Raw genomic sequence first — 20517 nt, 5'->3', positions numbered from 1 at the left:
GCAGAATAGGTTTCATCAGGCCCGCCGAAAACCCAAAAGCCCTGCAAATCAAGGAAAAGCAAGCGTCTACATGACGTTTTCACAAAAAAGGCTGGCGTTTCCGCCAGCCTTTTTGCGTGTTTTGTCCCAATGGGGCATAAATGTGGCAAAGGCCACTCAATGCGCTATGGTTGCGCCTGTCTCATCGAGGCCTTCGACCGTTGCGATGACCGGCGTTTCCACCGTGCCGTCCCATTCGATCGGCTCCGGCCGCCGGATCAGCGCATGCTTGATCACCTCGCCCATGCGGGATACCGGGATGATCTCCATGTTGTTCTTCACGTTATCAGGAATCTCCGCCAGGTCCTTGGCGTTTTCCTCCGGAATCAGCACCTTCTTGATGCCGCCGCGAAGCGCTGCGAGCAACTTTTCCTTGAGACCGCCGATCGGCAGCACACGGCCGCGAAGGGTGATTTCACCGGTCATGGCCACATGCCTGTCCACCGGGATCCCGGTCATGATCGAGACGATCGCGGTTGCCATGGCGACGCCGGCCGAGGGGCCATCCTTCGGCGTCGCGCCTTCCGGCACGTGCACGTGGATGTCGCTCTTGTCGAAGCGCGGCGGCTCGATGCCGAAATCGACAGCGCGCGAGCGGACATAGGAGGCCGCTGCCGAGATCGATTCCTTCATGACTTCCTTCAGATTGCCGGTGACCGTCATGCGGCCCTTGCCCGGCATCATCACGCCTTCGATGGTCAGCAGCTCGCCACCGACTTCCGTCCAGGCAAGGCCGGTCACGACGCCGACCTGATCCTCGCCCTCGGCTTCGCCATGGCGGAAGCGCGGGACGCCCAGATAGTCGGAGATGTTCGCCGCCGTCACATGAACGGCCTTCGTCTTACCCTTGATGATCTCGGTGACCGCCTTGCGGGCGAGTTTCATCAATTCGCGTTCGAAGTTGCGGACGCCGGCTTCGCGGGTGTACTGCTGGCTGATCGCCATCAGGGCGTCGTCGCTGACCGAGAATTCTTCCGGCTGCAACGCATGTTCCTTGATGGCCTTAGGCAGCAGGTGCCGCTTGGCGATTTCGCGCTTTTCATCCTCGGTGTAGCCGGCGATACGGATGATCTCCATGCGGTCCATCAGAGGCGCTGGAATATTCAGCGTATTCGCCGTCGTGATGAACATCACATCCGACAGGTCGTATTCGACTTCCAGATAGTGGTCCATGAAGGTCATGTTCTGGGCCGGATCGAGCACTTCGAGCAGGGCCGAGGACGGATCGCCGCGATAGTCCTGGCCGAGCTTGTCGATCTCGTCGAGCAGGAAGAGCGGGTTGGACTTCTTCGCCTTCTTCATCGACTGGATGACCTTGCCGGGCATCGAGCCGATATAGGTGCGGCGGTGACCGCGGATTTCGGCTTCGTCGCGAACGCCGCCAAGCGCCATGCGGACATACTCACGGCCGGTCGCCTTGGCGATCGACTGGGCGAGCGAGGTCTTGCCGACGCCCGGAGGACCGACGAGGCAGAGGATCGGGCCCTTGATCTTGGTGGCACGGGCCTGCACGGCCAGATATTCGACGATGCGCTCCTTGACCTTGTCGAGACCGAAGTGATCGGCTTCGAGGATCTTCTCGGCATTGTTGAGATCCGCCTTGATCTTCGACTTCTTGCCCCAGGGAATGCCGAGCAGCCAGTCCAGATAATTGCGCACGACGGTGGCTTCCGCCGACATCGGGCTCATCTGGCGCAGCTTCTTCAGCTCCGCATCGGCCTTTTCACGGGCTTCCTTGGACAGCTTTGTCTTGGAGATGCGCTCTTCCAGTTCGCTCATCTCGTCGCGGCCTTCCTCGCCGTCGCCGAGTTCCTTCTGGATCGCCTTCATCTGTTCATTGAGGTAATACTCGCGCTGGGTCTTCTCCATCTGGCGCTTGACGCGCGAGCGGATGCGCTTTTCGACCTGCAGGACCGAGATCTCGCCTTCCATGAAGCCGAGGGCCTTTTCGAGGCGCTGCTTGACGCTGGTGGTCTCCAGCATCTCCTGCTTCTCGGTGATCTTGATCGACAGATGCGACGCGACCGTATCGGCGAGCTTGGAATAGTCGTCGATCTGGCTGGCGGCGCCGACCACTTCGGGCGAAATCTTCTTGTTGAGCTTCACGTAGCTCTCGAATTCGGAGACGACCGAACGCGACAAGGCTTCCAGTTCGACCGGATCGTCATGCGGCTCCTCGAGCACATGGCCGAGCGCCTCATAGAAATCCTCGCGGCTGGTATAGGTGTCGATCTCGGCGCGGGCGCGGCCTTCGACGAGAACCTTCACGGTACCGTCGGGCAGCTTCAAGAGCTGCAGCACGTTCGCCACGGTGCCGACATTGTGGATCGCGGAAGGATCCGGATCGTCGTCGCTGGCGTTGATCTGCGTCACCAGCATGATCTGCTTGTCGGAACCCATGACCTCTTCGAGCGCACGGATCGATTTTTCCCGTCCGACGAACAGCGGCACGATCATATGCGGGAAAACCACGATGTCGCGCAGGGGCAGAACAGGGTAGGCAGTGCTGCTCGCTACAGACGTTTTCTTCGTCATTTTATGTCCTTTCCATCGTCCCGTTGCCGGGCTCTCTGCACGGCCGCTTGGGACCGGCCGGCACTCACTTGTTGCTACAAGTGGAGGTTCTAACTACGCTTTTCAAGCCATGCTAACGCCCGCGTCCCTCGGATGTGACAGCTTTATTACAACGGAACGCCAACACTATGAAGCGCGTGGCTGGACCGGCGCTTACCACTTCCGACCCGGCTAAAATACAAACGTCAGCAAGAGGCTTACGGAAACATTGCATCATTGCCAAGCACGATCCCTTGCGCAACATCGGCAAAGGCAATTTCGGTTCCCACGGGTAAATACTAACAGCGCCTCGTATGGTTTTTCAAATAGAAAGGGGCCCGCCTATGGCAAGCCCCTCAAAATAATGGTGCGAAAGTCACAAGGTCACGCCGAAGCGTTGGCCTTTTCTTCCTGCCGGTCGGCATAGATGTAAAGCGGACGCGCCGAACCGCGCACCACTTCCTCGGAGATGACGACCTCGCGCACGCCTTCCAGCGTCGGCAGTTCGAACATCGTGTCGAGCAGGATCTTCTCCATGATCGAGCGAAGGCCGCGGGCGCCGGTCTTGCGCACGATCGCCTTACGGGCGATTTCGCGAAGAGCGTCCTCGTGGAAGTTCAGTTCCACGTCTTCCATCTCGAACAGGCGCTGATACTGCTTGATCAACGCGTTCTTCGGCTCGGACAGGATCTGGATCAGCGCGTCCTCATCGAGATCCTCGAGCGTCGCCAGAACCGGCAAGCGGCCGATGAACTCAGGGATCAGGCCGAACTTGACCAGATCTTCAGGCTCCAGTTCGCGCAGAACCTCGCCGACGCGGCGGTCATCCTGCGACTTGACGCTAGCGCCAAAGCCGATCGAGGTCTTCTCGCCACGGGCAGAGATGATCTTGTCGAGGCCGGCAAAAGCGCCGCCGCAGATGAACAGGATGTTCGTCGTGTCGACCTGCAGGAATTCCTGCTGCGGGTGCTTGCGGCCGCCCTGCGGCGGAACGGAAGCGACCGTGCCTTCCATGATCTTCAGCAGCGCCTGCTGCACGCCCTCGCCCGAGACGTCACGGGTAATCGACGGGTTGTCGGACTTGCGCGAAATCTTGTCGACTTCGTCGATGTAGACGATGCCGCGCTGTGCACGCTCGACGTTGTAGTCGGCCGACTGCAGCAGCTTCAGGATGATGTTTTCGACATCCTCGCCGACATAACCGGCCTCGGTCAGCGTCGTCGCGTCAGCCATGGTGAAGGGAACGTCGATGATGCGGGCAAGCGTCTGGGCAAGATAGGTTTTGCCGCAGCCGGTGGGACCGACGAGCATGATGTTCGACTTCGCCAGCTCGACTTCGCCGTTCTTGGAGGCGTGCGCCAGGCGCTTGTAATGGTTGTGAACGGCAACCGACAGGATCTTCTTCGCCTGCCGCTGGCCGATGACATATTCGTCGAGGACCTTGATGATGTCCTGGGGCGTCGGAACGCCGTCGCGGGACTTGACCATCGAGGACTTGTTTTCCTCACGGATGATGTCCATGCACAATTCGACGCATTCATCGCAGATGAAGACGGTCGGTCCGGCAATCAGTTTCCGGACTTCGTGCTGGCTCTTTCCGCAGAACGAACAATAAAGAGTGTTCTTGGAGTCGCCGCCGTTGCTGCCGCTGACCTTGCTCATATCACTTTCCTTCCAGCACGCCGCATTTCAAGGCGAAATCGCGGTCCACTCTATCAGCTCCTGGCGGCACTCCGTTTCCGGAGCCTTTGCCGAGAAGGGCTTCAGGGGCTACGAACCGGGCCCAACCAATCATGTCCTGGCCCCGGCGGCAACGAATTCCCCTTCGAATGCCGAATGCTATGTCATAAAAATTCAACATAGCATTAATAGTTACTATTAGCGTCTTCGTCGCCGGATGAAAGCCCTTGTTCAATCACAAATGGGATAGAACTGTGGCGAGGAAAACACCATCCCTATTAATTACTAGCCTGCTCGCCTTCCATTTCGAGGCGCGACGTCAGAACCTTGTCGATCACGCCCCAGCTCTGGGCTTCGTCCGCATCCATGAAATGGTCACGATCGAGCGTCTTTTCAACTTCCTCGTAGGTCCGGCCCGTGTGCTTGACGTAGACCTCGTTCAGGCGGCGCTTCATCTTGAGGATGTCGCGGGCATGACGCTCGATGTCCGAAGCCTGGCCCTGGAAGCCGCCCGAGGGCTGGTGCACCATGATGCGTGAATTCGGCGTGGCAAAGCGCATGTCCTTGTGGCCGGCTGCGAGAAGCAGCGAGCCCATGGATGCGGCCTGGCCGATGCAGAGCGTCGAGACCGCGGGCTTGATGAACTGCATCGTATCGTAGATCGCCATGCCGGCGGTGACGACGCCACCGGGTGAATTGATGTAGAGGGCGATTTCCTTCTTCGGGTTTTCCGCCTCGAGGAAGAGCAGCTGGGCGCAGACGAGCGTCGCCATATGGTCCTCGACAGCACCTGTCAGGAAGATGATGCGTTCCTTTAACAGGCGGGAATAAATGTCGTAGGAGCGTTCACCGCGGTTGGTCTGTTCCACGACCATCGGAACGAGGGCCATTGCGGTATCGACTGGGTTTCTCATGTGCGTCCTTTGTCAACGTCTCGCCGGCCGGCGCCGGGAATCAAAGAAAAATCTCTTACCCCTACATAGAGTGTCCCGGCCCTCCTCTTCAAGACACGCATGAGGATAACGTTAAGAAGGCGGGGCAAGGCGGCTAAGCTCCTTCTTTTCATGCATGTCGTCATCCCGGAACCGCTGCACACTTCCGGGCGACATGCATTGAGCCTCTTTCCCTCAAACGCTTGTTAACGGCGAGCCCTTGCTACGGTCTCCCCCGCTTTTCTCCAAGACAGGATGAAGGAAGGCTTACTCTATTCGACCGTGCTCATACTCGTTTACCCAACGGAAAGCCTACCGGCAGATATCGGCCGAAAACAATGCCGCAGCGCAGCGACATTAAGGAAGTGGCGAGCTTCATCGGCAAGGATGTGAGCGGACAGACAAGGGGTCGCTGCCGTGTTCAATATTGCTACAGGTCTCGCCATCTGGTGTTCCGAGGCCATGACGCTCGCTTTGGTGCTGTTCGTCGCCTGGCGCCACAACGTCAGGAACGAGGCCTATCTCTACTGGGGCTTGGGCTTCCTGCTGACCGGCATTGGCTTTGCGATGGTCGCGTTGCGCGGCGAAATCCCCAGCGTGCTTTCCATAGAGGCGGGCAATGCCATCGCCCTGCTCGGCCAGAGCGCCTGGGTGGCTGGTTTTCTCGCACTCGACCGCAAGCGGATAGAATGGTGGGCACTGCTGCCGCCGGCAATCTGGCTCGCCGGGGTCTTCCTGCCCTGGGTCAACAGCGATTATTCAAACCGGGTCGTGCTCTACAACCTTGCTTCGGCGACGGGTGCGACGGCACTCGCCATGGCGGTCGCCGCCGGCGACATGCGCCGCGAGCGGACCCGCATCAAGCTGATGGGTGTGTTCGTCCTCCAGGGCTGCCTGTGCTTCGGCTCGGCGCTGACGATGACGCTGACAATGCCAAGCGATGTCGAGGCGACGAATCTCGGCGGCGCTTCCGCCATGGCCACCGCCTTCCTGCTGACCATCGCTTTCGCGTTCACCTGCCGGCTGATCATGGAACGCTCCGAACGACACCTGCGTGCGCTCACCCTGACCGACTCGCTGACCGGCGTGCTCAACCGCCGCGGCCTGCTCGGCTATTTCGACGGCATCCAGGAAAGAGCTCATAACGAGCAGCGCCAGGTCGCGGTCATTCTCTTCGATCTCGACCATTTCAAGCGCGTCAACGACCGTTACGGCCACCAGTCCGGCGATGCCGTGCTGACCGCCTTCGCGCGCATGGCCCGCCAGTACATTCCGAACAACATCTTCGGCCGTATGGGCGGCGAAGAATTCGCCGCATTCGCCGCCGTCGCGGACCAGACGGAAGCCGAGGCGATCGCCGAAGCGATCCGCACTGAATTCTGCCGCCTTCCCGTCAGCACCGGCGAAGCGATCGTTCCGGTCACCGTCAGCATCGGCATCGCGCTCGCCTCCTCGATCGAAGCCAATATCGACAAGCTGATCTCGGCCGCCGACCGGGCGCTTTATGCGGCAAAGGCCGCGGGGCGCAACTGCACGGTCACCTTCGGCGAAGCGGAGGCCGCAGCCCCTGCACCAGCCACGCCGAGCAGCACTGCCGGCGAACTCGTGCCAACGGTCGACGACCAGGTCGAAGCGCTGCGACGCATGGGTACCCTGTCACGGGCCGGGTAGTCCGGGATCCCTGCCCCCACATCTTTCCGAGGTCCGGCAAATCCGATAAGGCTCGGGGCATGATGATCCCATCCTTTCTCTCGATCGACCGCGCCAACCGTCATGTCTCGCTGGACGGCCGCAACCCGGCCTTTTACGGCAATCCGAATGCCGTCTATGCCGCACTTCATGCCCATTGCCCGACCTTCTATTGGAGCGAGCAGAAGCAGTGGTTCTTCACGGGCTACGACCATGTGAACGGCCTGCTGCGCGACCGGCGCTTCGGCCGGCAGATCCTGCATATCGCCAGCCGCGAGGAGCTTGGACTTGCGGAGCCGATGCCGCATCTTGCCAGTTTCGATCTCTCGGAACGTTATTCCCTGCTCGAACTCGAACCGCCGGAGCACACGCGGCTGCGCACGCTCGTCAACCGCGCCTTCGTCTCCCGCCATGTCGAGAAGATGAAACCGGAGCTTGCCGAACTCGCCAACCGGCTGATCGACGGCTTCGCGGAGAAGCGTGAGGTCGAGCTGCTCTCGGCCTTTGCCGACATCATCCCGGTGACGATGATCGCCCGGATGATCGGCATTCCCGAGGAGATGGGGCCGCAGCTGCTTAACTGGTCGCACGCCTATGTCCGTATGTACATGTTCGGCCGTACGCGCGAGCAGGAGGAAGAGGCCGAACGGGCGGCCAAGGAATTTTCCGACTACGTCAAGACGGTCATCGCAGAGCGCCGCGCCGAACCACGCGACGACCTGCTGACCCACATGATCCATACCGAGCACAAGGGCCAGTATCTGACCGAGGAGGAGCTCGTCTCGACGACGATCGTGCTGCTCAATGCCGGGCATGAGGCGACCGTGCACCAGATCGGCAACTCCGTGCGCACCATCCTCGACAGCGGCTGCGATCCGGCGGAACTCTTCCGGGACGAGGCGACGACGGAGCGCACCGTCGAGGAAACCCTGCGCATCTGCGCGCCGGTCCACATCTTCCAGCGCTGGGCCCTGGAGCCTGCAGAAATCGACGGCGTCTCCTTCAAGCGCGGCGACAAGGTCAGCCTCATCCTCGCCGCCGCCAATCTCGACCCGGCGAAATTCACCGATCCCCTCACCTTCAAGCCGGACCGTAACGAGGCGGCAAACCTCTCCTTCGGCGCCGGCATCCATTTCTGCATCGGCGCGCCGCTGGCGCGGCTGGAGCTAAACGTCGTGCTGCCGATCCTGTTCAAGCGGCTTGCCGGCCTGAAGTTGGCGAAGACGCCGGTGGTCAAGGATGTCTATCATTTCCACGGGCTGGACCGACTGGATCTGCAGTGGTGATCCGTTTCTCTGAGCTGGGGAATGTCTGGAATGCCGGCGAGCAGTTCGATCGCGCCGCTGCGCGACCGGATCCCATTCTGTACCCGTAGAGGAAACCGAAGCCGAAGGTCCGGAAGGCGACCGCCGCGCCCCCAACCATGGAAATCGCGGCGGCGAGCAGAGCCGCCAGAAAAAGCCGGCCACAGCCGAAAACTATCCAATGGAAAATACGGTCGCCGCCGGTCACGATCCGTCAATACCGAGCCTATGCCACGATCTTTGCGGCATCATGCGGCTGACTCTTCTTCCAGCCTGCTTGATATGTCGTATGCCGACATAGGTTTTCCAATCAGATATCCTTGAAGCTGATCGCAGCCGGCGTCGCGCAAGATCGCCGCCTGGCGAGCAGTCTCGATACCTTCCGCGGTAACGGGAATTCGTAGCGCGGTCGCGAGCGAGATGGTCGCCCGGAGAACATCAGCGCCATTTGCGCCTTCGTCGAGAGCGGACACAAGCGATCGGTCGATCTTCATGCGATCAAACCCGAACTGCCGCAATGCGCCAATGCTTGCGTAGCCGCAGCCAAAGTCGTCGAGCGCGAACTTTATGCCGACATGCTTCAGCTGGTCTATCGACCGCCGGGCCTGGTCCGGATTTGTCATCAGAACGCCTTCGGTGATCTCCAATGTCAGGCGGTTGGGATTGAAATCGAGCTCCTGCAGGACAGAGATCACTTCGGCGGCAAACTCCGGATTGCAGAGCTGGATTGGTGAAACGTTCACCGACAATGCCAGATCGGGCCAGCTCTTGGCATGCTCGATCGATGTTCTCAGCATATGAACGCCGAGCGCATCGATGAGGCCGCACCTCTCGGCAAGAGGGATGAAAATCTCCGGGCTGATGTTTCCGGTTGCAGTTCGCCAGCGCGCCAGTGCTTCAAGACCAGTCACAGCGCCGGTCGAAGCAGAGACGAGAGGTTGGAAAACGGCTTCGATTGCACCACTGCTGATAGCGTTCTTCAACAGGCCTTCCAGTTCGGCGATCCGTTGGCGCTCCCGGTCCAGGTCGGGGTCGTATTCGATTGCCTGGCCTCTGCCATTTGCCTTGGCACGGTAGAGAGCCATGTCCGCTCTGCGGAGAAGCTCCAAGGGTGGGACGTCGCCGTCGCCAGCAGCGGCTCCGATGCTTGCGCCAACTTCGATCGTTCGTCCGTCGATTTTGAAGGGTTCGGCAAACAGCGCCAGAATCGTCTTTTCCATCTCTCCGCATGTGGCAGAACCGACGTGCACCAGCGCAAATTCGTCGCCCCCCAGCCGCGCCACGGCAATGATTTCAGGGTGGCAGGCCGTCAGCGCCTTCGAGACCAGCCGGATCAAATCGTCCCCCACCGCATGCCCCCAGGCATCGTTGACGGCCTTGAAGCCATCAAGGTCGACCAGATAAAGCCGATGTGGCGAAGAGGCCGAATTTTCCAGCTCTTCCAGCAAGTTGAGAAGCCCATGTCTGTTCAACAGGCCGCTCAGGCTATCATGGTCGGCTTCGAAAAGCGCTACTTGCGCCAGTTGACGCAGGCGCCGCGCCTCGGATGCGCCAACCAGCAGAACGCCGATCAGGAACAGCGCGAGGATAACGATAGCGGCTGCGACATAGGGGTAGACCTGATGAAACACGGCACTTCCCGGCGCTTTGCTGGGCCAGACGAGATAGCCGATGACGGCTCCATTTATGTCGGTGATCGGCGTGTTCAGGGATTCCGGCTTGGGCGTCGTCTCGAGGCTCAACCCCTCGAGTTCGTGGTCATTCGAAAGCGTATCGATAACCTCCGACGTAAACTCCTTGTAGAAACTCAGCACACTGAACTTCGGAAGCTTGGGGGCGTCCTCGAAAGGCTGGATCGCCTGCGAGGCGATCAGGGCTATACCGCTTTCGGTCTTGATGAAATTGACCACCGGCGCCCTCGCCGGAGCCGCTGCCGCATTGATCTGCTGATAAAAGACGTCGCCAAAAAAAGTGCCCGGCTGGAAGGGCTTGCCTTTGGCATAGGCCGAGACGATCGAAGACCGGTCAGGGCCGGTTACGATCGCGCCGTCATAGAGCGCGTAATCCTCGCTGGTTTTCCCCCAATTCTCATAGGCCCAATCCGCGGCGGCCGGAGATGAGACAGCACTATAGGCATCGTCCCATATGGCATTGTCCGTCGTTGTCCCGCTCAAGCGAGCCACAAAGGCTGCGACCGCCGCGCGGGCGGCGCGACTGGCCCTGGCATCGTCGATCTCGTTGGCCGACCGGGTCATCGTGACGACGACATGTGCCATCAGGCCGGTCAGTACGAGGGCGACGACAAGGAAGAAGACCGTTGTCGCGATGATGGAAGACGTCTGGGTCCGAACGTACCTACCTGCAAGATTCGACGACATGCAAATTCCGCAAAGATTAAATTGCAAGGCCATGTCTGTGGGACGGCAGGAGACATCATGTCCGCAATGCGCTGCAGATAAGGTTTAGCATTTGTCGATGTAGGCACGATTAATGGGATTGGTTAAAAGCATTTCAATCCGGGACAACGGGTCACGAACACCGTCGTTGCCTGCTTGCCGTCGCGGATCATCGCCGTGAAAGTGACGACAAAGGTGAAGCCGAAAACGGGACAGGCTCGGCTTCGTTCGCGCCCGCTCAAACCTTGATCACATAATCCTTGCGAGTCGTTTCAACGACTTCCCACGTTCCCTTGAAGCCGGGCCTGAGGATCATCCGGTCGCCCGCCTTCAGATGAACCGGCTCACCGCCGTCCTCCGTGACGATCGAATGGCCGGCCAGCAGGCTGAAATATTCCCATTCCTCGTAAACGATCCGCCACTTGCCCGGTGTCGCCTCCCAGATGCCGGAATAGAGGGCGCCTTCGGCCTCCTCCAGATTCCAGGTGCGAAAATGCGGATCGCCGGAGATAATCCGATCGGCTTCGGGGGCGCCGAATTCCGGTTGGACGCCGTCGATTTCGAAGGTGATGAAATTTGTCATGGTCGCTGTAGATCCCTCTGATCTCAGATCTTCGAGAGCGCCTGTTCAAGATCGGCGATGATGTCCTTGACGTCCTCGATGCCGACGGAAAGGCGCACCACGTCAGGGCCTGCGCCGGCGGCGATCCTTTGCTCGTCGGTCAACTGCCGGTGTGTCGTCGAGGCCGGATGGATGACGAGCGAACGGGTGTCCCCGATATTGGCAAGATGAGAGAAGAGCTCCAGCCCCTCGACCAGCGTCTTGCCCGCCTCATAGCCGCCCTTGACGCCGAAGGTGAAGACGGAGCCGGCGCCCTTCGGCGAGTAACGCTGCTGCAGGGTGTGGTTCGGGTCGTCGTCGAGGCCGGCATAATTCACCCAGGCGATCTTGCTGTGCGCCTTCAGCCATTTCGCGACGGCGATCGCATTGTCGCTGTGGCGCTGCATCCTGAGCGGCAGCGTCTCGATGCCTGTCAGGATCAGGAAAGCATTGAAGGGCGAGATCGCCGGCCCGAGATCGCGCAGGCCGAGCACACGGGCAGCGATCGCAAAGGCGAAATTGCCGAAAGTCGCGTGCAACACCATGCCGTTATATTCCGGCCGCGGGCTCGACAGCATCGGGTAATTGCCGGATTTCGACCAGTCGAAGGTGCCGCCGTCGACGATGAGGCCACCCATGGAATTGCCGTGGCCGCCGAGAAACTTGGTCAGCGAATGCACGACGATGTCGGCGCCGTGCTCGATCGGACGGATGAAATAGGGTGTTGCCATCGTATTGTCGACGATCAGCGGCAGGCCGTGGCGATGCGCGACGTCGGCAATGGCGGCGATATCGACGAAGGTGCCGCCGGGATTGGCCAGGCTTTCGATGAAGATGCCGCGCGTCTTGTCGTCGATCTGGCTTTCGAAGCTTGCCGGATCGGCGGTGTCGGCCCAGCGCACCTGCCAGCCGAAATTCTCGAAGGCATGGCCGAACTGGTTGATCGAGCCGCCATAGAGCCTGTTGGCGGCGATGAAATTCTCGCCGGGGCGCATGATGGTGTGGAAGACGACCATCTGCGCCGCATGGCCGGAGGCGACGGCAAGGGCCGCCGTGCCGCCCTCGAGCGCTGCGACGCGCTCCTCGAGCACGGCCTGCGTCGGGTTCATGATGCGGGTATAGATGTTGCCGAAGGCCTGCAGACCGAAGAGGGCGGCAGCATGATCGGAATCATTGAAGACGAAAGCGGTCGTCTGGTAGATCGGTGTTACCCGCGCGCCCGTCGCCGGGTCGGGCTGCGCACCGGCATGGATCGCCAACGTGTTGAATCCCGGATCGTTCTTGGCCATGTCGTCCTCCAGTTGTTGCTGACGGGCAGGATCATAGCCGGTCGCTTGCGAAAGTTAATCGCGATCCATTTCAACCCATGGGCGTTCGGTGGAAAATCCGTCTCAGCGGACCGCAACTCAGGCAATAAGACGAGGATACTCGATCGCCGGGCAGCGGTTCATCACCACCTGGATGCCGGCGGCCTCCGCCTTTGCCGCAGCCGCATCGTCGCGCACACCAAGTTGAGACCAGATGATTTTCGGCAGCGGCCTCAGCGCCAGCGCCTCCTCAACGACCCCATCCAGATATTCGGAGGCGCGAAATACGTCGACCATGTCGATCGGCACCGGAATATCGGCGAGCCGGGCATAAACGGTGCGGCCCTGGATCTGTTTGCCCGCCTGCCCCGGATTGACAGGAATGACCTCGTAGCCGCGCGACAGCAGATAGCCCATGACGCCATTGCTCGGCCGGGCCGGATTGGGCGAAGCGCCGGTCAGCGCGATGGTCTTTACCGAATGCAGGATGCCGGCGAGGTAATCATCCGTGTAGACGTCGTGGTTCATATCCGCTTCTCCACTCCCTTCGGCACAGCCGGCATGTTTTTTTGCGTTTCCGTGAAACCGGCTGCGTGTCTTTCCCGTATATATGAATTGGATACTCCTTGAGGATGATTCGATGAAAAAATCGCTCTTGCCCTCATGCTCGTGCTCGCCGCATCGCCGGCGCTGGCGATCTCGCGCTACAATCCGCTCACATGAGCTGTGCCAGCGTGCGCGCCGCCATCCACAATCAAGGCGCCGTCATCTTCCGCTACCAGTCTCCCCGTGGCTTGCCGCTTTACGATCGCTATGTCCGCAATAGCAATTATTGCGACGCGACCGATTATGCGGAATGGACGCATATCCCCTCAAAAGACAATCCGCACTGCCAGGTGCTGAACTGCCAGAGCATTGACAACCTTGACGGGATGCTCTTCGTTCCGCATCATCAGCTTTGATGTTTTCGCCGTCGTGACCGCCGCCGAAACTGTACGTCTTTCGCGCTTGCGAAAGGTTTGGGCTCAATTCCGCGCTGCGATTTCCTGAAGATTGCACAATCAGAAGCTTTAGTTTTCCCCTATGTCAAAGCTATAGAATAATATCTATATTTCAGAAGCATAGAATAATCAGCTCTCGAATTCCGGAAGCTGATTTCTCTTTTTGTTCGCGATAGTGCCGCGCTTTGTTCTCGCATCCATTAGAAACATCTCATAGTTGAAAGGATCGTATGGATTGAACGCATGTCGCGCGCACGTAAAAATTGCTCCAACGGGCCGCCATTGTTAACATACTGAAAGGATGCCATTCGACATATGAACGCATAAGCGACCCCTGCCTTGCAATTTCGTGCAAATCCCAGTTGTCTTTTCGGGAATTTGAAATACCCAGGGCGAGGCGTGTTCCGCTTCGCCTCATCCCTTCCGGATTACTCCCTTGCCTCTCGACGTTATCCTCCTCGTTCTCTTCGGTGCACTGCTGCACGCGACATGGAACGCCATCATCAAGGCGGGGAGCGATAAGTCCCTCGATGCGGCGCTGATCTCGGCCGGCGGCGCGGTTTCGGCACTGCCGTTCCTGCCATTCCTGCCGTTGCCGCACGCCTCGGCCTGGCCGTTCATCGGCGCTTCTGCCATCCTGCAGTTTGCCTATTTTCAGCTGGTTGCCGCCGCCTACCGGGCCGGCGATATCGGCCTCGTCTATCCGCTGATGCGTGGCTGCGCACCGCTCCTGATCGCCGCGACGAGCGGCTTCATCCTGAAGGAAAATCTTTCCGGCGGCGCCCTTGCCGGCACGATGACGATCTCGGCCGGCGTGCTGACGCTCGCCCTGGAGGCGCGGCGTGGCAGCAGCCGCGCCGTTATCCTCTCGCTTGTCAATGCCTGCGTCATCGCCAGCTACACCTATGTCGACGGAATCGGCGCGCGCATCTCCGGCAATGCGGTTTCCTACACATTGTGGATGTCGCTGCTGCCGCCGGTGCTGCTGTTTTCCTGGGCAGCGTCCCAGCGCGGCGCTTTCGCAGTAGTGCGTCACGTTCGCCGCAACTGGTGGCGCGGCCTTATCGGCGGCGCCGGCTCGATCGCGTCCTACGGGCTGGCGCTCTGGGCGATGACGAAAGCCCCGGTCGCGACTGTCGCAGCCCTGCGCGAAACCGCGATCCTCTTTGCGCTGGTGATCTCGATCACCGTCTTCAAGGAAAAAGCCAGCATCTGGCGCTATGTCGCCGGCGTCGTCATCGCGATCGGCGGGCTGCTTCTGAAACTGGCGTGATCACTCACCTGTCCATTCGGCCTTGAGCTTGCCAAGGAACGCGCCGATCCCTTCCTGCGCATCCTTAGTCAGCATGTTCTCGACCATCACCCTGGCGGTATAATCATATGCCGCCTCCACCGGCAGTTCGAGCTGCCGGTTGAAGGCTTCCTTGCCGATCTTCAGCGTCAACGGCGACTTGCTGGCGATCACAGCCGCATATTTGGAAACCACCTGCGCCAGATATTGCTTCGGCACGATACGGTTGACGAGGCCGAAATCCTTGGCGGTCGAGGCGTCGATTGTCTCGCCGGTCAGCAGCATCTCCATCGCCTGTTTGCGGTGCGCGGCACGGGAAACGGCCACCATCGGCGTTGAACAGAACAGGCCGATGTTGACGCCCGGCGTACAGAATGTCGAACTGTCCGTGCAGATCGCCAGATCGCAGGAAGCAACGAGCTGGCAGCCTGCAGCCGTCGCCAGCCCATCGATCTCGGCAATGACGGCCTTCGGCAGATGCGCGATCTTCAGCATCAGATCGGCGCAGAGCCGGAAGGTCTTTTCGAAGAAACCGGCACCCTGATCTTCATCGGCGCGATGGGCCGTCAGCTCTTTCAGATCATGTCCGGCGGAAAAGACATTGCCGGTCGAGGCGATGACGACGACGCGCGCATCCGGCTCCGCCCCGGCCGTCTCGAGTTCTTGCATCAGCGCTTCGAGAAGCGCGATCGAAAGCACATTGGCCGGTGGGTTGTTGAGCACGAGCCGCAGCACGCCGTCGCGCAGCGAGCGGGTCAGCAGACCGCCCTCTTTCGCTCCGGCGGCGTCCTTCCGGAAAGATACGATTTCGGCCATGATGCTGCTCCCTGCGCTCGATTCCAGGCAGACGTTTTGCCACAAAGCGCCGGAAATTTCGAGCAGGATCCGCACTCCCGCAGAGACCGTTGCCGTCAGGACCAGAACCAGGACTTCGATGTTTCTGCCCTTGCCTGCGCACGGGTCAGACCGACATCGCAAAGCTCGTCGTCGGTGAGTTCTAAAAGCGTGCGGCGGCTGCGGCGCTTTTCGAGGTAATGTTCGATCATCATCAGCAGCCGCAGGCTCCAGCGCGCCATGCCGTGAAGTCTCGACCGAACGATATCGCGATGTGTGTCAACGATCCCGCTTAATTCCACGGCCATCTCTTCTTCCTTTCTTCAACGGATGAAAGATGCGCTGGAAGGTGCCGCGAAAGAAGCTTATGGATATTATGATACACATAAGGATTTCTTTTGTATGCCTCTCCACCTCGATCAGCTTGCCGCCTTCGTCAACGTCGCCGATCTCGGAAGCTTTACGGCTGCGGCCGACAAGGAAGGCCTGACGCAACCGGCCGTCAGCCTGCAGGTGAAGGGGCTCGAACAGCGGCTCGGCGTCCGGCTGATCGAGCGTGTCGGGCGGCGGGCGCAGCCGACCGTTGCAGGCCTCGACCTGCTCGTGCATGCAAGGCGGCTGCTTCAGGAATCGGCTGCCGCGGAAGAAGCGATGATGCCGTATAGAGATGGCGCCAGCGGCCGCGTGCGCATCGGCAGCGGCGGCACGGCGTCGATCCATCTGCTTCCTCGCGCCATCGCCGTCGCCAGAAAATCCATGCCCGGCCTCGAAATCACCGTCCGCATCGGCGACGCTGACGACATTCTGCGTGATCTGGAAGCCAACAGCCTCGATATCGCCGTCGTCGCCCTGCCGGCATCGGGACGCAACTTCGAGATCGAACCGTTCTATGAGGAGGAATTGCTAGCCGTCGCTCCTGCGGGCAGCCTGATGCCCGAAAACGGACCGGACGCCGCCTTCATGCGCGACAGGACGCTGCTGCTTTATGAGGGCGGCAATACCAGGCGGGCGATCGACGCGTGGCTGGCTGCGCCGGATACCAGAATCCGGCCTGCGATGGAGTTCGGCAGCATCGAGGCGATCAAGGAGCTGGTGGCCGTGGGGCTCGGCTGGTCGATCCTGCCGGGGCTGGCGCTGAAGCGCGACCGCGCCGGCCTCGTTGCGACTTCATCGCTGAACCCGCGGCTCACGCGCCGCCTCGGCATGGTTCTGCGCCGGGACAAACATCTGACACGCGGCCTTCGCGAAATGATGAAATGCCTGCGCGCGTTCAAAGGCTGAGAGCTGCTTTCGACCGTCGTATGCGATTTCAAACCGGCAGAGACGACGTGAAAAACGTCAGGCGCAGCAGTTCGCGACCGCAGAAATATGAGGTACCATAATACCTCATCTATAAGTATTTGTTTTTACTTGGCAATTTTTCAAAACCTTCGGGACGTTGATATTGACCCGATGTCACATTCCCTTTATACACCGCGTCAGAACGCAGCCTGTCCGGGCTGCTTTCTTTTTGGCAATGCCTAAAGCCTGCCAATCCAAGCAACAAGAAACGCCCTTCAAGCCCTCGGGCCAAGGGTCCCAAAAGAGAGTATTCACTATGGCAACCTTCTCCCAGAAGCCTGCAGAGGTGGAGAAGAAGTGGGTGATCATCGACGCCGAAGGGCTGGTCGTTGGCCGTCTCGCTTCCATCATCGCTATGCGCCTGCGCGGCAAGCACAAGGCAACCTTCACGCCTCACGTTGACGACGGCGACAACGTCATCGTCATCAATGCCGAAAAGGTCGTTTTCACCGGCAAGAAGTATTCCGACAAGGTCTACTACTGGCACACCGGTTATGCCGGCGGTATCAAGGAACGCAGCGCACGCCAGATCATCGAAGGCCGCTTCCCGGAGCGCGTCCTCGAAAAGGCCGTCGAACGTATGGTTCCGCGTGGCCCGCTCGGCCGTCGCCAGATGAAGAACCTGCGCGTTTACGCCGGCTCCAACCATCCCCATGAAGCCCAGCAGCCGGTCGCCCTCGACGTTGCCGTGCTCAACAAAAAGAACGTAAGGAGCGCCTGATATGGCTGACCTCTCCTCCCTGAAGGATCTCGGCACGGTTTCCGAAGCTGCTGCTCCGGCCCACGTCCGCAAGGTCGATTCGCTCGGCCGCTCCTACGCGACCGGCAAGCGCAAGAACGCTGTCGCCCGTGTCTGGGTCAAGCCGGGCTCCGGCAAGATCACCGTCAACGGCAAGGAATTCGCGGAATATTTCGCACGTCCGGTGCTGCAGATGATCCTGCGCCAGCCGATCGTTGCGGCTGCCCGTGACGGCCAGTTCGACATCGTCGCAACCGTTGCCGGCGGCGGCCTCTCCGGCCAGGCCGGCGCCGTTCGCCACGGCGTGTCCAAGGCGCTCACCTACTTCGAACCGGGCCTGCGCGCGGTGCTGAAGAAGGGCGGCTTCCTGACCCGCGACAGCCGCGTCGTCGAACGCAAGAAGTACGGCAAGGCAAAGGCCCGCCGCTCGTTCCAGTTCTCCAAGCGTTAATCGCTTCGGACAGGCGGAATTTACGAAGGCCGGGGCAACCCGGCCTTTTTGTTTTGCAGGTCCGCGTTTCTCTTTCTTCGCTCGCGCACATCATTACCAAGGCGCAGCACCGCGACGTGCTTTTGCCCGCCACTCCATCGCCGATCGCTTGTAATTCGCGGCTCGGTCGCCTACGCGTTGTCGACGCCTTGACCTTTCACGACCGAAAAAAGGAGCCCCCTTGGCGAACAGATCGATTGACCACGCCTTTACGGCGACCAGCCTCACCTCCGCTGCCAGCGATCCGACCTTTGCCGGCGCGCTGTCCTTCATGCGCCGCCGCTTCACCAAGGAGCTCGCCGGCGTCGACGTCGCCGTCTGGGGCATTCCCTTCGATGCTGCGACATCGAACAGGCCGGGCACACGCTTCGGGCCGCAGGCGATCCGGCGCGCTTCGGCGATCTTCGACAACGATGCGCAATATCCCTTCAACCGTGAACTCTTCGCCGAAATGGCCGTGATCGACTACGGTGATTGCCTGCTCGACTATGGCAATCATCAGGACACGCCGGCCGCCATCGAACGCCAGGCGAATGTCATCCTCGACAGCGGCGCCTTCCTGCTGACGCTTGGCGGCGATCACTACGTCACCTGGCCGCTGCTGAAAGCCCATGTGGCAAAACATGGGCCGCTGGCGCTCGTGCAGTTCGACGCGCATCAGGACACCTGGTTCGACGAGGAACGGCGCATCGACCACGGTTCTTTCGTGGCGCGGGCCGCCCGCGAAGGCATCATCGATCCCGACCGCTCCATTCAGATCGGCATCCGCACCCATGCGCCTGAGGATTGCGGCGTCAATATTCTATACGGTCATCAGGTCGAGGAGATGAGCGCCAGCGATATCGCCTCGGCGATCATCTCCCATACGCGCGGGGCGCCGGCCTATCTCACCTTCGATATCGATTGCCTCGATCCGGCTTTTGCGCCGGGCACCGGCACGCCGGTTTCAGGCGGGCCATCGAGCGCCAAGATCCTCTCGGTGCTGCAGCGTCTGCACCAGCTCGATATCCGCGGCGCCGACGTCGTCGAGGTATCGCCGCCCTATGATCATGCCGATATCACCGCCATTGCGGGGGCAACGGTGGCGATGTATATGCTGGGGCTTCATGCCGAGCGCCGCGCCATCGCCGTGTCACAAGGCTGACTTATCATCCTCAAACTGAATCCGGAAACCTTCAGAACCCATTGAAAGCGCAGGTTTAACATGGCACCGAAAATCTTCATCGACGGCGAACACGGCACGACGGGTCTGCAGATCCGCACGCGCATGGCCGGCCGCCGCGATGTCGAACTTCTGTCCATACCCGAAGCCGAACGGCGCAACGCCGCCATGCGCGAGGACATGCTGAACGGCGCCGACATCGCCATTCTCTGCCTGCCCGACGATGCGTCGAAGGAAGCGGTTCAGATGGTTTCGGCCAACAACAATGTGCGCGTCATCGACACCTCGACCGCCTTCCGCGTCAATCCCGGCTGGGCCTATGGTTTTGCCGAAATGGATAAGCAGCAGGCCGACAAGATCGCTGCCGCCCGTTTCGTCGCCAATCCCGGCTGCTATCCTACCGGAGCGATCGGCCTCATCCGGCCGCTGCGCGCCGCCGGCATTCTGCCGGACGGCTATCCGATTACAGTGAACGCGGTCTCCGGCTATACCGGCGGCGGCAAGCAGATGATCGCCCAAATGGAAAACCCGGATCACCTGGACGCGATCACCGCGCCGCATTTCCTCTACGGCCTGCCGCTCACCCACAAACACGTGCCCGAGATGACCGTGCACGGCCTGCTCGACCGCGCGCCGATCTTCTCGCCGTCCGTCGGCAAGTTTGCTCAAGGCATGATCGTGCAGGTGCCGCTGCATCTCGACGATCTCGCCGAGGGTACGACGATGGAGAGCATCCATGCCGCACTCGTCGCCCATTATGCCGGCCAGGATATCGTCAGTGTCGTGCCGTTGGCCGAAAGCAAGGCCCTGCCCCGCGTCAATGCCATCGAGCTCGAAGGCAAGGACACGATGAAGCTCTTCGTCTTCGGCACACCAGGCGCTTCGCAGGTCAATTTGGTGGCGCTGCTCGACAATCTCGGCAAGGGGGCGTCGGGCGCTGCCGTCCAGAATATGGACCTGATGCTCGCCTCGTAAGGCGCAGACGACGGCATCAGCGTCGATGCCGTTCGAGCTTTGTATCGATGTCTTCATCATGATCTTTCCGCGGCCGCTTGCATCGGCGGCCGCAGCATCGCTTTCGCGCTCGATCATCGATGACGATTGGGCTATGAAACCGGATCCTTCCTCGCTGCCCATCCCGAATCACGGAGCCGATGT

17 protein-coding genes and 1 pseudogene are annotated in these 20517 nt (G+C 60.4%); 9 read left to right on the top strand and 9 right to left on the bottom strand.

Annotation, left to right across the window (positions count from 1 at the left end):
• Nucleotides 1-156 precede the first annotated feature (156 nt).
• The 3 genes from lon to clpP form a co-directional block, all read right to left on the bottom strand.
• A complete protein-coding gene (lon, locus tag RlegSU303_RS07035; RefSeq protein WP_017959927.1) occupies nt 157-2574 on the bottom strand; it encodes an endopeptidase La in 2418 nt (805 codons plus the stop codon).
• Nucleotides 2575-2976: 402 nt separating this feature from the next.
• A complete protein-coding gene (gene clpX, locus RlegSU303_RS07030) occupies nt 2977-4254 on the bottom strand; it encodes an ATP-dependent Clp protease ATP-binding subunit ClpX (protein ID WP_003547337.1) in 1278 nt (425 codons plus the stop codon).
• 296 nt (nt 4255-4550) lie between these two features.
• On the bottom strand, nt 4551-5186 hold the full coding sequence (clpP, locus tag RlegSU303_RS07025) for an ATP-dependent Clp endopeptidase proteolytic subunit ClpP (protein WP_017959926.1): 636 nt from the start codon (nt 5184-5186) through the stop codon (nt 4551-4553).
• Between the two features lie 435 nt (nt 5187-5621).
• Between clpP and RlegSU303_RS07020 the strand changes: the two genes are divergently transcribed.
• Together RlegSU303_RS07020 and RlegSU303_RS07015 are read left to right on the top strand one after the other, a co-directional pair.
• Nucleotides 5622-6875, top strand: a complete 1254-nt coding sequence (locus RlegSU303_RS07020) for a sensor domain-containing diguanylate cyclase (protein WP_017959925.1) — start codon at nt 5622-5624, stop codon at nt 6873-6875.
• 59 nt (nt 6876-6934) lie between these two features.
• Nucleotides 6935-8179, top strand: a complete 1245-nt coding sequence (locus RlegSU303_RS07015) for a cytochrome P450 (RefSeq protein WP_168279919.1) — start codon at nt 6935-6937, stop codon at nt 8177-8179.
• A 266-nt stretch (nt 8180-8445) separates the two neighbouring features.
• On the opposite strand, the gene RlegSU303_RS07010 is transcribed toward RlegSU303_RS07015, so the two are convergent.
• The 4 genes from RlegSU303_RS07010 to RlegSU303_RS06995 form a co-directional block, all read right to left on the bottom strand.
• The gene (locus RlegSU303_RS07010; RefSeq protein ID WP_231283605.1) at nt 8446-10575 is read right to left on the bottom strand and encodes a bifunctional diguanylate cyclase/phosphodiesterase; all 2130 of its coding nucleotides are present in this window, start codon (nt 10573-10575) and stop codon (nt 8446-8448) included.
• A 256-nt stretch (nt 10576-10831) separates the two neighbouring features.
• Complete coding sequence (locus RlegSU303_RS07005) at nt 10832-11176, bottom strand: cupin domain-containing protein (RefSeq protein WP_231283604.1); 345 nt, start codon at nt 11174-11176, stop codon at nt 10832-10834.
• A 23-nt stretch (nt 11177-11199) separates the two neighbouring features.
• A complete protein-coding gene (locus tag RlegSU303_RS07000; RefSeq protein WP_131720481.1) occupies nt 11200-12483 on the bottom strand; it encodes an O-acetylhomoserine aminocarboxypropyltransferase in 1284 nt (427 codons plus the stop codon).
• Between the two features lie 117 nt (nt 12484-12600).
• Entirely contained in the window at nt 12601-13029 is a 429-nt protein-coding gene (locus RlegSU303_RS06995) for a CoA-binding protein (protein WP_017959916.1), read from the bottom strand.
• Between the two features lie 135 nt (nt 13030-13164).
• Here RlegSU303_RS06995 and RlegSU303_RS06990 point away from each other — a divergent pair.
• Together RlegSU303_RS06990 and RlegSU303_RS06985 are read left to right on the top strand one after the other, a co-directional pair.
• A pseudogene (locus RlegSU303_RS06990) lies at nt 13165-13463 on the top strand (hypothetical protein).
• 475 nt (nt 13464-13938) lie between these two features.
• Entirely contained in the window at nt 13939-14775 is an 837-nt protein-coding gene (locus RlegSU303_RS06985; protein ID WP_017959914.1) for an EamA family transporter, read from the top strand.
• Here the strand turns inward: RlegSU303_RS06985 and RlegSU303_RS06980 are convergent, their stop codons facing one another.
• On the bottom strand, nt 14776-15609 hold the full coding sequence (locus tag RlegSU303_RS06980; RefSeq protein ID WP_168279920.1) for an enoyl-CoA hydratase: 834 nt from the start codon (nt 15607-15609) through the stop codon (nt 14776-14778).
• Nucleotides 15610-15704: 95 nt separating this feature from the next.
• Nucleotides 15705-15935, bottom strand: a complete 231-nt coding sequence (locus RlegSU303_RS06975) for a DUF1127 domain-containing protein (RefSeq protein ID WP_017959912.1) — start codon at nt 15933-15935, stop codon at nt 15705-15707.
• Nucleotides 15936-15957: 22 nt separating this feature from the next.
• Between RlegSU303_RS06975 and RlegSU303_RS06970 the strand changes: the two genes are divergently transcribed.
• The 5 genes from RlegSU303_RS06970 to argC all read left to right on the top strand — a co-directional run bounded on the left by RlegSU303_RS06970 (nt 15958) and on the right by argC (nt 20334).
• Nucleotides 15958-16908 (top strand): LysR family transcriptional regulator, encoded by a 951-nt coding sequence (locus tag RlegSU303_RS06970; RefSeq protein WP_206121193.1) that lies wholly within the window; start codon nt 15958-15960, stop codon nt 16906-16908.
• A gap of 316 nt (nt 16909-17224) precedes the next feature.
• Complete coding sequence (rplM, locus tag RlegSU303_RS06965; RefSeq protein WP_131644731.1) at nt 17225-17689, top strand: 50S ribosomal protein L13; 465 nt, start codon at nt 17225-17227, stop codon at nt 17687-17689.
• 1 nt (nt 17690) lies between these two features.
• Nucleotides 17691-18158 carry a 30S ribosomal protein S9 gene (gene rpsI / locus RlegSU303_RS06960; RefSeq protein WP_003558419.1) on the top strand — a complete coding sequence of 156 codons (468 nt, stop codon included), beginning with the start codon at nt 17691-17693 and terminating at the stop codon, nt 18156-18158.
• A gap of 220 nt (nt 18159-18378) precedes the next feature.
• Entirely contained in the window at nt 18379-19341 is a 963-nt protein-coding gene (speB, locus tag RlegSU303_RS06955) for an agmatinase (protein WP_003547297.1), read from the top strand.
• A gap of 60 nt (nt 19342-19401) precedes the next feature.
• Nucleotides 19402-20334: an N-acetyl-gamma-glutamyl-phosphate reductase gene (gene argC, locus RlegSU303_RS06950; RefSeq protein ID WP_131644730.1), complete on the top strand. Its 933-nt coding sequence runs from the start codon at nt 19402-19404 to the stop codon at nt 20332-20334.
• Nucleotides 20335-20517 lie beyond the last annotated feature (183 nt).

The organism is Rhizobium sp. SU303, assembly GCF_021052345.1.
Taxonomy (GTDB): Bacteria; Pseudomonadota; Alphaproteobacteria; order Rhizobiales; family Rhizobiaceae; genus Rhizobium; species Rhizobium laguerreae.
Note: the sequence above shows the minus strand (reverse complement) of the source record. Positions and strands in the feature narration are given on the sequence as shown.

Bases quoted from the DNA above. Each gene is read 5' to 3' on its own strand.
- RlegSU303_RS06980 (WP_168279920.1), bottom strand. From the start codon at position 15,609: ATGGCCGAAATCGTATCTTTCCGGAAGGACGCCGCCGGAGCGAAAGAG.
- RlegSU303_RS07010 (WP_231283605.1), bottom strand. From the start codon at position 10,575: ATGTCGTCGAATCTTGCAGGTAGGTACGTTCGGACCCAGACGTCTTCC.
- RlegSU303_RS07005 (WP_231283604.1), bottom strand. From the start codon at position 11,176: ATGACAAATTTCATCACCTTCGAAATCGACGGCGTCCAACCGGAATTC.
- rpsI (WP_003558419.1), top strand. From the start codon at position 17,691: ATGGCTGACCTCTCCTCCCTGAAGGATCTCGGCACGGTTTCCGAAGCT.
- clpP (WP_017959926.1), bottom strand. From the start codon at position 5,186: ATGAGAAACCCAGTCGATACCGCAATGGCCCTCGTTCCGATGGTCGTG.
- rplM (WP_131644731.1), top strand. From the start codon at position 17,225: ATGGCAACCTTCTCCCAGAAGCCTGCAGAGGTGGAGAAGAAGTGGGTG.
- RlegSU303_RS06995 (WP_017959916.1), bottom strand. From the start codon at position 13,029: ATGAACCACGACGTCTACACGGATGATTACCTCGCCGGCATCCTGCAT.
- clpX (WP_003547337.1), bottom strand. From the start codon at position 4,254: ATGAGCAAGGTCAGCGGCAGCAACGGCGGCGACTCCAAGAACACTCTT.
- RlegSU303_RS06975 (WP_017959912.1), bottom strand. From the start codon at position 15,935: ATGGCCGTGGAATTAAGCGGGATCGTTGACACACATCGCGATATCGTT.
- RlegSU303_RS07015 (WP_168279919.1), top strand. From the start codon at position 6,935: ATGATGATCCCATCCTTTCTCTCGATCGACCGCGCCAACCGTCATGTC.
- lon (WP_017959927.1), bottom strand. From the start codon at position 2,574: ATGACGAAGAAAACGTCTGTAGCGAGCAGCACTGCCTACCCTGTTCTG.
- RlegSU303_RS06970 (WP_206121193.1), top strand. From the start codon at position 15,958: ATGAAAGATGCGCTGGAAGGTGCCGCGAAAGAAGCTTATGGATATTAT.
- RlegSU303_RS07000 (WP_131720481.1), bottom strand. From the start codon at position 12,483: ATGGCCAAGAACGATCCGGGATTCAACACGTTGGCGATCCATGCCGGT.
- argC (WP_131644730.1), top strand. From the start codon at position 19,402: ATGGCACCGAAAATCTTCATCGACGGCGAACACGGCACGACGGGTCTG.